This window comes from Phreatobacter sp., assembly GCF_027532945.1.
Taxonomy (GTDB): Bacteria; Pseudomonadota; Alphaproteobacteria; order Rhizobiales; family Phreatobacteraceae; genus Phreatobacter.
In genome coordinates, this window is record NZ_JAPZTZ010000022.1 from 86,504 (window position 1) to 100,000 (window position 13,497).

A 13,497-nucleotide genomic window follows, 5' to 3' on the forward strand; every position below is an offset into this window, starting at 1 on the left:
CAGGGCGCCCAGACCACTTCCGAAAAAGCCTCGGGAAAGTGCTATGTCTCCGCCATGCGCTTTCCCCCCTCGTTCCTCGACGAGATCCGCCAGCGCCTCCCCGTGTCGGAGGTGGTGGGCCGGCGCGTCAAGCTGAAGAAGCAGGGGCGGGAATGGCGAGGGCTGTCGCCCTTCAATGCCGAGAAGACGCCGTCCTTCTATGTGAACGACCAGAAGGGCTTCTATCACTGCTTCTCCTCCGGCAAGCACGGCGACCAGTTCCGCTTCCTGATGGAGACGGAGGGCGTGTCGTTCCCCGAGGCGGTGGAGCGGCTGGCGGCCGATGCGGGCCTCGCCGTGCCCAAGGTGTCGGCGGAAGAGGTGCAGCGGGCCGAGAAGGCGCGCACGCTCTACGACGTCATGGAGCTTGCGGCGAAACATTTCGAGGCCAAGCTCCAGGATCGCGTCGGCGCCAAGGCCCGCGGTTACCTCGCGGGGCGGGACCTCGGTGCGCCGACGCAGCTGAAGTTCCGCCTCGGCTATGCGCCGGGGGAGCGTTTCGGGCTGAAGGAGTTCCTGGGATCCAAGGGCGTCTCGGTGCCCGACATGATCGCCGCGGGCCTTCTCGTCCACGGCGACGACATCCCGGTGCCCTATGACCGGTTCCGCGACCGCGTCATGTTCCCGATCACCGATCTGCGCGGGCGGGTCGTCGCCTTCGGCGGCCGGGCGCTGGAGAAGGACGTTCCGGCAAAGTACCTGAACTCGCCGGAGACCGACCTCTTCCACAAGGGGTCGCTCCTCTACAACGCCCATGGCGCCCGCGAGGTCGCCCATCGCGCGAACCGCATCATCGCGGTGGAGGGCTATGTCGATGTCATCGCCATGGTCATGGCCGGCTTCGGCGAGACGGTGGCGCCGCTCGGCACCGCCCTGACCGAGGGCCAGCTCGACCTCTTATGGAAGATGGCCCCCGAGCCGGTCCTGCTCTTCGACGGCGACAAGGCCGGCCGGCGGGCCGCTTACCGGGCCATCGACATCGCCCTGCCGCTGCTGAAACCCGGCCGTAGCCTTCTCTTCGCCGCCCTGCCGGAGGGGCAGGACCCCGACGACCTCATCCGCTCCTCGGGTCGCGAGGCGATGGATGCGGTGCTGGCCCAGGCCCAGCCGCTCGCCTCCATGCTCTGGCAGCGCGAGACCGAGGCCGGCGTCTTCGGCACACCGGAGAAGCGCGCGGCGCTGGAGGCGCGGCTCGGCCAGGTGGTGGCGACGATCGGCGACGAGAATGTCCGCCGGCACTATCGCGACGATGTCTTCGGGCGGCTGTCCGACCTGTTCCGGCCGATGCAGCGGGCGCGGCGGCAGGGGCCGCCGGGCGCCCAGCGGCCGGGCCAGGGGAGCCGCGGCTTTTCCCGCTACGACGTGCCGGACCACCGGCCCTCGCCTTCGCTTGCCGCGAGTGCTCTTGTGCGCGGCCCCCGCGCGGCCCTGCCGATGCGCGAGGCGCTGATCCTCATGGCCCTGCTCAACCATCCCTGGCTGATCGATGGCCAGGAGGAGGAGATTGCCGGCCTCGACCTGCGCCATCCGCAGGCGGAAGCGCTCAAAGCGGCGCTTCTCGACATGCACGCGCAGGGGATTGATGCAGAGGCCGAGGCCTTCGCCGTGGCGCTCATGGCCGCCGGGCATGGGCCGCTGGTCGACCAGTTGCGGGCCACCGTTTCGCTCGGCGCGGTCTGGGGTGCCAAGCCGGGGGCCGCAAAAAGCGACGCAGAGGTGACATTCGGCCAGCTGATGGCCTTGCATCGCAAGAAGCAAGCGCTAATTAAGGAAATCCGGGATGCCGAACGTGCCTTCGGCGACGATCCGACGGAAGCCAATGAGCAATGGCTCCTTGACGCGAAGCGTCGGGAGGCGGAGTTGGCGGGAACGGAAGCCCTCGTCGAGGGCTTCGGGGCCCAGTCCGGTCGGGGTGGTCGGAGCGTCTGATGCGCTCGGTGTCACGGGGGGCTGGCCCACGCAACGGCAACGAGGCGTCCGGTCATGGTTCACCAGGTCTTAAGGACGAAGGCCTTAGGGCGGGTCAGGCGGGTTTGACGAGGGGCGCGCCGGTGAGCGAGCGCAGCCCCTCTTTTGGCGTTGAGGCGGGCGGTTGCCCTCCATTGGTGCCGGACGGGCCGCTTGCGGCGCGTGAGCGAGGACGGGTGTTGATGGCGACCAAGGCAACCGAGAAACCGGAAGGCGCGGATCAGGAGACCGAGGGCCCGGATGGCCCGCTCCTGGACCTCTCCGATGCCGGCGTTCGGGCGATGATCAAGCGCGCCAAAAAGCGCGGCTATGTCACCATCGACGAAATCAATGCGGTCATGCCCGCGGCCTCGTTCACCTCGGACCAGATCGAGGACATGAACGCGATGCTCTCCGAGATGGGCATCAACGTCGTCGACAACGACGAGGCGGCCGAGGATGGCGAGGGCGAGGAGCAGCCGGAGGCCGACGAGCCCGATGGCGAGCTGCAGGAGGCTTCCCCCCGTGCGGTGGTCAAGTCCGAGCGCGCTTCCGAGCCGCTCGACCGCACCGACGACCCCGTGCGGATGTATCTGCGCGAGATGGGCTCGGTGGAGCTGCTGTCCCGCGAGGGCGAGATCGCCATCGCCAAGCGCATCGAGGCCGGCCGCGAGGCGATGATCGCCGGTCTCTGCGAGAGCCCGCTGACCTTCCAGGCCATCATCATCTGGCGCGACGAGCTCAACGAGGGGAAGATCTACCTCCGCGACATCATCGATCTCGAAGCCACCTATGCCGGCCCCGACGCCAAGAACGCGCCGGTGGTGGGTGAGGGCGAGGCGCCGATCGCCCCCGATGGCGAGGAGGCCCTGCCGCCGGGCGCCGAGGGCGACCTCGACGAGGACGACATGGAGAACGCCGTGTCGCTCGCCGCCATGGAGGCGGAGCTGAAGCCGAAGGTGCTCGAGATCTTCGACACCATCGCCGACGAGTACAAGAAGCTCCGCCGGCTGCAGGACCAGAATGTCGAGAATCGGCTGAACGACACCAAGCTGTCGCCGAGCCAGGAGCGCCGCGCCAAGAAGCTGCGCGAGGACCTCGTCACCCACGTCAAGTCGCTGTCGCTGAACACCGCCCGCATCGAGGCGCTGGTCGAGCAGCTCTACGACATCAACAAGCGCCTCGTCGGCTACGAGGGGCGCCTGCTTCGCCTTGCCGAGAGCTATGGCGTCGACCGCATGTCCTTCCTGAAGGAGTACCAGGGCTCGGAGCTCGATCCGAACTGGATCCGCCGCGTCGCCTCGCTGGGCGCCCGTGGCTGGAAGGGCTTCGTCGCCGAGGAGAAGGACACGGTCAAGGAGATCCGCGCCGAGATCCAGGCGCTGGCCACCGAGACGGGCCTGGAGATCGGCGAGTTCCGCAAGATCGTCCAGATGGTGCAGAAGGGCGAGCGCGAAGCCCGCCAGGCCAAGAAGGAAATGGTCGAGGCGAACCTGCGCCTCGTCATCTCCATCGCCAAGAAGTACACGAACCGCGGCCTGCAGTTCCTCGATCTCATCCAGGAGGGGAATATCGGCCTGATGAAGGCGGTCGACAAGTTCGAGTACCGCCGCGGCTACAAGTTCTCGACCTATGCCACCTGGTGGATCCGGCAGGCGATCACCCGCTCGATCGCCGACCAGGCCCGCACCATCCGCATTCCCGTGCACATGATCGAGACGATCAACAAGATCGTCCGCACCAGCAGGCAGATGCTGCACGAGATCGGCCGCGAGCCGACCCCGGAGGAGCTGGCCGAAAAGCTCGGCATGCCGCTGGAGAAGGTCCGCAAGGTCCTCAAGATCGCCAAGGAGCCGATCTCCCTCGAAACCCCGATCGGCGACGAGGAGGATAGCCACCTCGGCGACTTCATCGAGGACAAGAACGCGATCCTGCCCATCGACGCGGCGATCCAGAGCAATCTTCGCGAAACAACGACGCGTGTGCTCGCCTCGCTCACCCCGCGCGAGGAGCGCGTGCTGCGCATGCGCTTCGGCATCGGCATGAACACCGACCACACGCTCGAAGAGGTCGGCCAGCAGTTCTCGGTGACGCGCGAGCGCATCCGCCAGATCGAGGCCAAGGCGCTGCGCAAGCTGAAGCATCCGAGCCGTTCGCGGAAGCTGCGCAGCTTCCTCGACAACTGACGCGACGAGCCCGCCTGCGAGGAACGTCGACATGACGGAACGCGCGGCGGGCAGGCATCAGGGCGGCGGCAGGGGCAGCGCCCGGTCGCGCTCGCTCTTCGAGGTGCCGCGCAGCTCGCCGCTCTGGGGCCGGCTCGCCCGCTCCATCGCCATTTGGTTCGCCCTGATGCTTGCCGGCCTCGCCGTGGGCATGGCCGGCTATTCCGGCTTCGAGGGCATGGGCTGGCGCGATTCCTACCTCAACGCCGCGATGATCCTCTCCGGCATGGGCCCGGTGACCGAGCTCAAGACCGATGGCGGCAAGCTCTTCGCCGGCACCTACGCCATCTTCTCGGGACTTGTGATCGTGCTGGCGACCGGCGTGGTGCTCTCGCCCATCGTCCAGCACGTGCTGCACGTCTTCCACGCCGACACGGACGACGACGAGCGCAAGGGGTGAGGGCAACCTCGCCCATCGGGATTCATCCCAAAGTTGTGTGACCCTCCGGAAGCGCTTTCAATCGGAGTACCCGCGACGAGGTACCCCGTGGCGAAGCCCGACAGAATCCACGCTGTCACGTCCGCTGAAATGACCTTCGACTGTCCGTGCTGCGGGAAGCTCTCTCGGACGATCTTTGGTGAGGTCCATGACCCGGTAGGCTCCATCGTCGTCTACCTCTGCCAGTGGACGGTCGACGGCCCTGACCACGATGCCAATGTCGACCTCCTCATCGGCCCCTGGGGCGATGGCACGACGGCTGGTGACCGAGCCTTGGTCAGCCTGCTGTATCGGCGCAGTGAAACCAGTTTCATGGCCATCGATGCCGAGCCGAGGCTGGAGAAGGTCCCGGGCCTCGCCGCGATCGGGCTGGCGCGCAGCGAGGTGATCGGCTCCTGGATCGCTCAGAGCGCTTTCATCGTCGTCGACGTCATCTGGTACGACGACCCGCGGGTTGCCGACCTCCTCGCCGCCCGCTGATCCTCACATCGCCTTCACCATCGCCACCAACTGATCCAGCGCCGTGCCCCAGCCCGTGTGGAAGCCCATGGCCTCGTGCTGCTGCTTCGCCTCCGGGTCCTTGTGCAGGGCGCGGGCGACATAGAGCGTGCCCGTCGCGGTCGGGGCGATCTCCACCGAGGCGGCCATGAAGGCGCTGCCGGTGGGGCGGAAGCCCGGGCCGAGCGCGTCGGTGAAGACGAGGAGGCGGCCGGGGATGACGTGCAGAACGCAGCCCGTGCTGTCGTTCTTCTCGCCGTTCGGCCCCTCCATCACCGTGCGGAACTTGCCGCCCGGGCGCACGTCGATCTCGCAGAGCGTGGTCCGCCAGGGCGCCGGCGTGAACCATTTGACGATCAGCTCCGGCTCGGTCCAGGCGCGCCAGACGAGGTCCGCCTTCACCGGCACCTCGCGGCGCAGCTCGAGGTCGAGGGTGGGATCGAAGACGGAGAAGGCGTCGGGCGTCGGAGCGGTGGTCATGGCGTGTCCTTGTCGGTCTGGTCTTGGGGGGAGGGCGTGGCGGGCATCTCCTCGGCCATGGTGACGAGGAGCGCGTCCAGTTGGTCGAGGCGGCGGGTCCAGAGGCTGCGCTGCACTTCCAGCCAATGATCGAGGGCCGCGAGCGGTTCCGGCTTCAGGCGGCATGTGCGCACCCGGCCCTGCTTCTGGGTTTCGACGAGGCCGCACTCCTCCAAGAGCTTCAGGTGCTGCAGGAAGCTCGGCAGGGCCATGGAGAAGGGCCGGGCGAGGTCGCTGACGGCAGCGGGGCCGCGCCCCAGCGCTTCGACCACGGCGCGGCGGGTGGGGTCGGCCAGGGCGCGGAATGTGTCATCGAGGCGATGGGGCGCAGTGATCATGGGGCGAGGCTAGCGACACCTATTAGTTAGGTTAATGACTAAGTATTGAGGGGTGTGCGGAGGGATTGCCTCCGGGCGTCATGAAGGGCCTCATGGCCCATCATCGGAGAGAGACCATGACGATCGAGTTCCTGCTGACGACGCTCATCATCGTCGCCTCGCCCGGCACGGGCGTTGTCTACACGCTGGCCGCCGGCCTTTCGCGCGGCAGCCGGGCGAGTGTTCTCGCTGCCTTCGCCTGCACGCTCGGCATCGTGCCCCACCTGGCCGCGGCCATGCTCGGGCTCGCGGCGCTGCTCCATACCAGCGCCGTGGCCTTCGCCATCGTCAAATATGCCGGTGTCGCCTACCTGCTCTGGATGGCCTGGCAGACGCTGAAGGAGAAGGGTGCCCTCAGCGTCGATGCGGCCAGTGCCCCGCGGTCGAACCTGCGGGTGCTGGTCGACGGGGTCGTCATCAACGTGCTGAACCCGAAACTGTCGATCTTCTTCGTGGCTTTCCTGCCGCAGTTCATTGCGCCGACGGAGGCCGCACCGCTCCTGCGGATGCTGGAGCTGTCAGGCGTGTTCATGGCCATGACCTTCATCGTCTTCGTTGTCTACGGCCTGTTCGCCGCGGCGATGCGCGACCGGGTGATCAGCCGGCCTTCGGTCATGGCCTGGATGCGGCGGACCTTTGCCGCCGCCTTCGTGGCGCTTGGCGCGCGCCTCGCCCTGCAGGAACGCTGAGACCGTCCGTCTTCGTCTTCCGAACGCAAAAGGGCGCGCCGATGGCGCGCCCTTCTGGATCAAGTCGGCTCAACCGCCCTGGCCGCGACCCACGGAACCCGGCGTGCCGGGGGACTGTCGGTCGGGTCGAGGAGCAACGGGCCGCGGGGCCGGTCCGCCCGTGCCTGGCCGCGTGACATCCGGTCGCGTGAAGGGGGGGCGGCCACCGCCACCATCAGTCCAACCCGGGCGCCCGGGCGGGCGGAAGTCTGGCCGATCGGGCCGCGGCGGGCGAAAATCAGGGCGGTCGGGCCGCGGCGGGCGAAAATCAGGCCGGTCGGGCCTTACCGGCGGACGCCATGCGGGGCGGCCGTCAGTTTCGTCCGGACGGACAGGGGGACGCCAGTTCGGGCGGTCAGGCCGGTAGGGAGGGCGCCAATCCGGACGGTCGGGCCGGTAAGGCGGGCGCCAGTCCGGGCGGTCGGGGCGATAGGGCGGACGGTAGTCGGGACGATAGGGCGGATCATAGGGCCGCACATAGACCGGCGGCGGGATGTAGACCGGCGGCGGGACATAGACGCGCGGCGGCGGCGGCACGTCCACGTCGTCGTCGATCAGGCTCGCCGAGACAAAGCCGCGCAGGCCGCGATAGGTGACCTGGCACCAGCTCACGCTGCAGCCGATCAGGTTCACCACCGCGCCCGGGGGGAGGGTAGCGATGCGGCTGAATTGCGCACCAGGGCCGGCGCGCAGGTTCGCCGTCGCGATTGTCACCGCCGGCTCGGCCATCGCGGCCGTCGACAGGCCGCCGACGGCGAGCAGTGCTCCCGCCAGGCCCGTCCATCGCTTGAAACCCCAGATCATCGCGGATCTCCACCCTCGCGACCTCTCCTCCATGGGATGGCCGCGCCTACGCAATATCACAGTGACGGTATCGCCATGAACCGTCGATGAACCCACCGGACCCCGGTGTGGTTCCAGAATGTCGCACCGGCGGCGCGGGTGCATCCGGTCCTTTCCGCAGGGGGCGTGGCGGTCTAAGGGTGGCGCAACCGTCCCCGGAGGAAACGCCATGTCCTTTTTCAAATCCCTGTTCGGCTGGGGCAAGTCCGGCCCCGAGGCGGAGGCGGCCCCGGCGGAGGGCGCGACGCTGGAGCACAAGGGCTTCCTCATCACCGCCGCGCCGTTCCGGAACGAGGGCCAGTTCCAGACCGCCGGCACCATCACCAAGGAGGTCGGTGGCGAGATGAAGGCGCACAGGTTCATCCGTGCCGACCGCCATGCCAGCCATGAGGATGCGGTGACCTTCTCGCTGTCGAAGGGACGGCAGATCGTCGACGAGCAGGGCGAGCGGCTGTTCCGCTAGAGGGGCCTGATCAACGAAAAAGGGCCCGTGAGGGCCCTTCCGGTGTCGTTCTCCGCCCTCAGGCAGGATGGCGCGCTGCCTTCAGCGCGGCGTGCCGGTGGTCGGAGCCGCAGCGAGCGGCGCAGAACCCGGGGCACCGCCCGGACGGGGCTTGCGCTCGGGGCGCGGCTTCGGCTTGGCGGCGGGAATGAGGCCGTCGCGCTGGGCCTGCTTGCGGGCGGCCTTGCGGGCGCGGCGAATGGCTTCGGCCTTCTCGCGGTTCTTGCGCTCGGACGGCTTCTCGAAGTTCCGGCGCTGCTTCATCTCGCGGAAGATGCCCTCGCGCTGCATCTTCTTCTTCAGGACCCGGAGGGCCTGGTCGACATTGTTGTCACGGACGAGAACCTGCATGTCGTCTCCCTTGTCGGTGGGGCCGCCGCAGCGGCACGGGCTTCGGGCGGTGGAGCGTCAGGCCGACTTGGCCGCCGCGTCCTTCTTCCGCCAGAGCTGGAATCCGTTCTGCGCAATGCCATCCTCGATGGCGTCGCGCTTGAGGCCGTGAGGCGGGCGCTGGTCGCCGCGGATCACGCCGATGCTCGACCAGGGGCCGAATTTCTCCGGCAGCTTGCTGCCAGTATGGTCGGACGCGAAGCCGAAGAGCTGGTCGTTGGCTCCCGACTTGAACATGAACAGGCGCGGCGCATCGGCGGTCATGGCGGTCCTTCAAGGCTTGCCGCCTGCGGACCTCGGTGCCCGTCGCGGTCGTCACGCAGGCGCGTCGGGCGATAACGCCCGGCGCCTGCGCAAGGTCCGGACGACGCGCGGCAAAGCCGCCCCGTCGCCCGGGTCTCCCGATGGTCCTCGGTCGCCACCATTACATCCGTGGCTCGCGAGCGGGGCCCATCGGCCCCGCGGTCACTCGACCGCGCGCAGGTTGTCGGCCGCCGACTTGCCGGAACGGCGATCGGCGACGATCTCGAAGGAGATCTTCTGGCCCTCGTTGAGGCCGTAGAGGCCGGCACGCTCGACGGCGCTGATGTGGACGAAAACGTCCGAACCACCGCCATCAGGCTGAATGAAGCCGAAGCCCTTCTGGGAGTTGAACCATTTCACGGTTCCGGTCTGCATGGGATGTCCTTTCGCAAAGCGCGATGAAGTGGACCGCTCGCGTCAGGCACGAGAAGTTCGTTGGTACGGTTTCGATGATTTTTGTCAGCGGTGCGCCGAATTGGATGGGCGCGGGGCCAAAAAAGAACGGCCGAAACGTCGGTGAGAGATAGGCCCTTTGTCTGCCAATTGCAAGACAATAAATTTCCCGGCCGCGCCACAGATGCTGCGAAGAGGCCGAAAACTGCCGCTGAACGCGGGAAAAACTGGAGCTACTGGTTGAGGGGTGCGGCGAGTTCACTCGCCAGCACGCCTTCTCGCCCCCAATTGCCACGGCCCCTGCGACCTGCGTCAAATCGTCGAAGGATACGATAGCGGAATCACCCATGACCTCCAGCCAAAGGCACGAGCCTGCCAAGCCCCGCGGCCAGCTCACGGTGCGGATCAGCGCCATGCCGGCCGACACCAACGCCAACGGCGACATTTTCGGCGGCTGGGTCATGGCCCGCATGGACCAAGCGGGTGGCATCGCCGGTGTCGAACGCGCGCAGGGCCGCGTCGTCACCGTGGCGGTGGAGGCGATGACCTTCATCCGCCCCATGGGCGTCGGCGATGTGCTCGAGGTCTACACGGAAGTCTTCCATGTCGGCCGAACCTCCATGAAGATCCATGTCGAGGCCTGGGCGCAACGCTTCCGCTCGACCCTGCGGGAACTGGTGACGCAGGCGACCTTTGCCTTTGTCGCCATCGACGAGGAGGGCAAGCCGCGGCCCGTGCCGCCGCTGCCCGAGGCCGTCACGGCCCCCAGCGGTAGTTGAAACTCACCGAGATCCGCTCCTCCGGACTGCGGTTCACCGGCACTTCGTGGCGCACGAAGCTTTCCCAGAGCAGGATGTCGCCGGGCGCCGTCGCCACGGAGACATGCGGCTGGAGCTCGCGCGGCGCATTCGCCTTGCGCGGCGGATGGGCCATCATCTGGGTGTGCCGCGGGTCCTCGAGCTTCAGCGCCGCGGCGCCCTTCGGCATGGCGACATAAAGCGTGCCGGAGATAACGCTGTGCGGGTGGATGTGGGAGGCATGGGCCCCCCCCTCGGGCAGCACGTTCACCCAGAGCGAATCGAGCGCGAGCTTGCGGCGGCCGAGATCGAGGGCGAGGTCCTTGGCGAAATCGGCGACATGGCGGTCGAGCCGGCGGGCGAGGGCCTTGAAGGCAGGGAAGCGCCAGGGCAGGTCGTTCAGCGAGGCGTAGCTGGTATAGCCGGGATAGCCGTTGCGGGCGCACCAGCGAATGCCAGCGGCGTCGTCCACGGCCAGCGAGCGGCAGGATGCGTCGATCTCGGCGAGGAGCGCGGCGTCCTCGGGCGCGAGAGCGGAGCGGTAGAGGCGGGTGACGAAGAGGGTTTCGATCGTGGCCATGGCGCCTGTCATGGCACCGCCCCGGGCCCGACCGCAAGCACCGGGACCCGTGGCCTAGTCCAAGTTTGACCGCCGGTAAAACGCCCTTCGCCTTGGTCGGGATGCCGAAACCTGTTATGCGGCGGCGTTGTATCCTCGGCGAGCACAAACGGCTTCATGCGGCTGCCTGGCCTCCTTTCCAAGCTCGATGCCCAGCGGGGCCAGACACTCAAGCGCCTGGTCTCCGAAAGCATCAGCACCTATGCGGCGCGCTACGCGCTCGCCTTTGCCTGCATGGCCGTCGTCGCCGGTTGCACCGCCATGTCCGCCTGGATCATGCGCGACCTCATCAACGGCGTGTTCCAGAACCGCGACTTCACGCTCGCCGTCTGGTTCGGCGTCACGGTCTTCACCGTCTTCCTCATCAAGGGCATCGCGGCCTATCTCTCCAACATCATCCTGTCGCGGATCGGCAATGCCATCGTCGCGGCCCAGCAGGCGCGCATCTTCCGCCATCTGCTGGGACAGGGCGTCGACTTCTACCAGCAGCATGTCTCGGCCGATCTCGTCACGCGCGTGACCCACAATGCCCAGGCGGCGCGCGACGTGCTGCAGAACATCGTCACGACGGTCGGGCGCGATCTCCTCACCGTCATCGGCCTCATCGGCGTGATGATCTATTCCGATCCGCTGATGTTCGCGGTGTCCGGCCTGGTCATGCCCTTTGCGGTGCTCGGCGTGAACCGCCTGCGCCGCCGCGTGCGGCGCCTCGCCCAGAGCGAGTTCACCTCCCTCTCCTCCATGGTCAACGTGGTGCAGGAGACGGTTCAGGGCGTGCGGATCGTCAAGTCCTTCGGCATGGAGGACCGGATGCAGGCCCGCATGGAGGCGACGATCGATGCCGTGCGCCAGCGCGCCGACAAGATTGCGACGCTCGGAGCCCGCACCGCGCCGCTGATGGAGACGCTCGGCGGCCTCGCCATCTCCGCCGCCATCGTCTACGGCGCCTGGCGCGTCATCCACCAGGGCGTCGATGCCGGCGCCTTCTTCGCCTTCGTCACCGCGCTCCTGCTCGCCTATGATCCGGCGAAACGCCTGGCGCGGCTCGGCGTCGAGGTCGAGAAGGGTCTCGTCGGCGTGCGGCTGATGTACGAGCTGCTCGACACCGAGCCGACGCTGAAGGAGAAGCCCGACGCCAAGCCCCTCGCGGTCAGCGCCGGCACGGTCGCCTTCGACACGGTCACCTTCGGCTACCAGACCGGCGAGCCGGTGGTGCGCGACCTGTCCTTCATCGCCGCCGGCGGCAAGACCACGGCGCTGGTCGGGCCCTCGGGCGGTGGCAAGTCCACCATCATCTCCCTTGTCCAGCGCTTCTTCGACGTGCAGGGCGGCGCCATCACCGTCGACGGGCAGGACGTGCGCGACGTCACCGTTGCCTCGCTGCGCGGCGCCATGGCCTTCGTCAGTCAGGACGTCTTCCTCTTCCAGGGCACGGTGCGCGAGAACATCGCGGTCGGTCGCCCCGGCGCTACGGAAGAGGAGATCGTCGCCGCAGCGCGCGCCGCTCACGCGCACGACTTCATCACCGGGCTGCCGGAAGGCTACGAGACGCTGATCGGCGAGCACGGGCAGGGCCTGTCTGGCGGCCAGCGCCAGCGGGTGGCGATCGCCCGCGCCATCCTCAAGGATGCGCCGATCATGCTGCTGGACGAGGCAACCTCGGCGCTCGATTCCGAGAGCGAGTTCGAGGTGCAGCGCGCTCTCGACCAGTTGCTGGACGGGCGCACCTCCATCGTCATCGCCCACCGCCTGTCGACGGTGATGCGCGCCGACCGGATCTTGGTGATCGAGGCCGGCCGCGTCGTCGAGACCGGTACCCATGCCGATCTCATCGCCCGCAACGGGCTCTATGCGCATTATGTGGCGATCCAGTTCGGCGCGCCCGACGCGGCGGCCGAATAGCCGTCAGTCCACCAGTTCCCAGGCGATGGAGACCGACAGGCGGAAGGTCTGGTCGCCGGTTGCGACGGGCACCGACTCGCCGGAGGCATAGGAGGCCGACCGGGGCCGCGCCACGGCCATCGGTGCCGGCATCGAACCGCCGCTCTCGGTGATCGACAGCACCTTGCCGAGCCGGGCGCCGGCGGCCTTGGCCAGAACCTCGGCCTTGCGGCGGGCATCGGCGACCGCCGCCTCGCGGGCCTCGTCCACCTTGGCGGACCAGTCCGGCACGCTGAGTTGCAGGCCGTCGATCTGGTTGGCACCCGCCGCCACCATCCTGTCCAGCACGTCACCGAGGGTGGCGAGGTCGCGAAGCCGCACCCTGAGGCGGTGGCCGGCGACATAGCCGGTGACGCGCGGCCGGCCGCCCGAGGGATATTCGACCTGGGGCTGCAGGGAGAGGGCGGAGGTCGCCACGTCGCGGTCGGCGATGCCGGCCTGGCGCAGCGCCTCCTGCACCTGCCGCATGGCCCGCGCGTTGCCGTCCATGGCCTCGCGGGCGGTGCGGGCCTGGATCTGCGTGCCGCCGGCGATGAAGGCCTCGGTGGGTGCGGCGGAGGCCTGTCCCTCGCCCTGAACGGCGATCTGCCGGGGCTGGGCGACCTGCGCGGCGGCGGGCAGGGCCGCGAACGTGAGGCCCGAGGCGAGGAGTAGGCCGGCGAGGGCGCGGCGGGGCAGGGCAGCCGTCGCGACGCGGCCCGGACGCGAAGTGGTGGGTGTCATTGTATCCCTCAGGTTGCAGCGGTGCGGCGATTGACGCCGCGGAGGCCAAATGCCATCACCTGTTCGTGCCGCCCCAAGGGTCGCCTTGCGGCCTTTTCGCGGCACGCCGCGCGTTACTGCCGGCACGGTGGGCCTGTAGCTCAATGGTTAGAGCCGGCGGCTCATAACCGCTTGGTTGGGGGTTCGAGTCCCTCCGGGCCCACCAAACTCCGCT

General features: G+C 68.2%; 16 protein-coding genes and 1 tRNA gene. 9 read left to right on the forward strand and 8 right to left on the reverse strand.

The window, feature by feature from the left end; translation table 11 throughout:
* The first annotated feature begins 54 nt into the window (after window positions 1–54).
* From dnaG to O9344_RS16460, 4 genes are all read left to right on the forward strand, one after another.
* Window positions 55–1,968, forward strand: a complete 1,914-nt coding sequence (dnaG, locus tag O9344_RS16445; protein ID WP_298479723.1) for a DNA primase — start codon at window positions 55–57, stop codon at window positions 1,966–1,968.
* A gap of 221 nt (window positions 1,969–2,189) precedes the next feature.
* Complete coding sequence (gene rpoD / locus O9344_RS16450) at window positions 2,190–4,172, forward strand: RNA polymerase sigma factor RpoD (protein ID WP_298479726.1); 1,983 nt, start codon at window positions 2,190–2,192, stop codon at window positions 4,170–4,172.
* Window positions 4,173–4,203: 31 nt separating this feature from the next.
* On the forward strand, window positions 4,204–4,611 hold the full coding sequence (locus O9344_RS16455) for a hypothetical protein (RefSeq protein ID WP_298479729.1): 408 nt from the start codon (window positions 4,204–4,206) through the stop codon (window positions 4,609–4,611).
* An 87-nt stretch (window positions 4,612–4,698) separates the two neighbouring features.
* Window positions 4,699–5,130 carry a hypothetical protein gene (locus O9344_RS16460; RefSeq protein WP_298479732.1) on the forward strand — a complete coding sequence of 144 codons (432 nt, stop codon included), beginning with the start codon at window positions 4,699–4,701 and terminating at the stop codon, window positions 5,128–5,130.
* Window positions 5,131–5,133: 3 nt separating this feature from the next.
* Here O9344_RS16460 and O9344_RS16465 read toward each other — a convergent pair whose 3' ends face one another.
* On the reverse strand, window positions 5,134–5,628 hold the full coding sequence (locus O9344_RS16465; RefSeq protein ID WP_298479736.1) for an SRPBCC family protein: 495 nt from the start codon (window positions 5,626–5,628) through the stop codon (window positions 5,134–5,136).
* Window positions 5,625–6,005 carry a metalloregulator ArsR/SmtB family transcription factor gene (locus O9344_RS16470; RefSeq protein WP_298479739.1) on the reverse strand — a complete coding sequence of 127 codons (381 nt, stop codon included), beginning with the start codon at window positions 6,003–6,005 and terminating at the stop codon, window positions 5,625–5,627. Before O9344_RS16470 ends, O9344_RS16465 begins: the two co-directional genes overlap by 4 nt.
* Window positions 6,006–6,121: 116 nt before the next feature.
* On the opposite strand from O9344_RS16470, the gene O9344_RS16475 reads away from it, so the two are divergent.
* A complete protein-coding gene (locus O9344_RS16475) occupies window positions 6,122–6,733 on the forward strand; it encodes a LysE family translocator (RefSeq protein WP_298479742.1) in 612 nt (203 codons plus the stop codon).
* 69 nt (window positions 6,734–6,802) lie between these two features.
* Here the strand turns inward: O9344_RS16475 and O9344_RS16480 are convergent, their stop codons facing one another.
* A complete protein-coding gene (locus tag O9344_RS16480; RefSeq protein WP_298479745.1) occupies window positions 6,803–7,576 on the reverse strand; it encodes an SH3 domain-containing protein in 774 nt (257 codons plus the stop codon).
* A 208-nt stretch (window positions 7,577–7,784) separates the two neighbouring features.
* On the opposite strand from O9344_RS16480, the gene O9344_RS16485 reads away from it, so the two are divergent.
* Window positions 7,785–8,078 carry an HlyU family transcriptional regulator gene (locus O9344_RS16485; protein WP_298479747.1) on the forward strand — a complete coding sequence of 98 codons (294 nt, stop codon included), beginning with the start codon at window positions 7,785–7,787 and terminating at the stop codon, window positions 8,076–8,078.
* An 81-nt stretch (window positions 8,079–8,159) separates the two neighbouring features.
* Here O9344_RS16485 and rpsU read toward each other — a convergent pair whose 3' ends face one another.
* The 3 genes from rpsU to O9344_RS16500 all read right to left on the reverse strand — a co-directional run bounded on the left by rpsU (window position 8,160) and on the right by O9344_RS16500 (window position 9,185).
* Window positions 8,160–8,468, reverse strand: coding sequence for a 30S ribosomal protein S21 (gene rpsU / locus O9344_RS16490; protein ID WP_108178232.1), 309 nt, complete (start codon window positions 8,466–8,468; stop codon window positions 8,160–8,162).
* A 57-nt stretch (window positions 8,469–8,525) separates the two neighbouring features.
* Complete coding sequence (locus tag O9344_RS16495; RefSeq protein WP_298479752.1) at window positions 8,526–8,771, reverse strand: hypothetical protein; 246 nt, start codon at window positions 8,769–8,771, stop codon at window positions 8,526–8,528.
* A 201-nt stretch (window positions 8,772–8,972) separates the two neighbouring features.
* Window positions 8,973–9,185: a cold-shock protein gene (locus tag O9344_RS16500; RefSeq protein WP_108178230.1), complete on the reverse strand. Its 213-nt coding sequence runs from the start codon at window positions 9,183–9,185 to the stop codon at window positions 8,973–8,975.
* A gap of 365 nt (window positions 9,186–9,550) precedes the next feature.
* On the opposite strand from O9344_RS16500, the gene O9344_RS16505 reads away from it, so the two are divergent.
* Window positions 9,551–9,982, forward strand: coding sequence for an acyl-CoA thioesterase (locus O9344_RS16505; RefSeq protein ID WP_298479756.1), 432 nt, complete (start codon window positions 9,551–9,553; stop codon window positions 9,980–9,982).
* Here O9344_RS16505 and O9344_RS16510 read toward each other — a convergent pair.
* Window positions 9,960–10,580 (reverse strand): TIGR02466 family protein, encoded by a 621-nt coding sequence (locus tag O9344_RS16510; RefSeq protein ID WP_298479759.1) that lies wholly within the window; start codon window positions 10,578–10,580, stop codon window positions 9,960–9,962. The genes O9344_RS16505 and O9344_RS16510 overlap by 23 nt on opposite strands.
* A gap of 156 nt (window positions 10,581–10,736) precedes the next feature.
* Between O9344_RS16510 and O9344_RS16515 the strand changes: the two genes are divergently transcribed.
* Window positions 10,737–12,521, forward strand: coding sequence for an ABC transporter ATP-binding protein (locus O9344_RS16515; protein ID WP_298479762.1), 1,785 nt, complete (start codon window positions 10,737–10,739; stop codon window positions 12,519–12,521).
* Window positions 12,522–12,524: 3 nt separating this feature from the next.
* On the opposite strand, the gene O9344_RS16520 is transcribed toward O9344_RS16515, so the two are convergent.
* Window positions 12,525–13,283, reverse strand: a complete 759-nt coding sequence (locus tag O9344_RS16520; RefSeq protein ID WP_298479764.1) for an SIMPL domain-containing protein — start codon at window positions 13,281–13,283, stop codon at window positions 12,525–12,527.
* Window positions 13,284–13,412: 129 nt separating this feature from the next.
* On the opposite strand from O9344_RS16520, the gene O9344_RS16525 reads away from it, so the two are divergent.
* Window positions 13,413–13,488 (forward strand) — tRNA-Ile (locus tag O9344_RS16525).
* Window positions 13,489–13,497 lie beyond the last annotated feature (9 nt).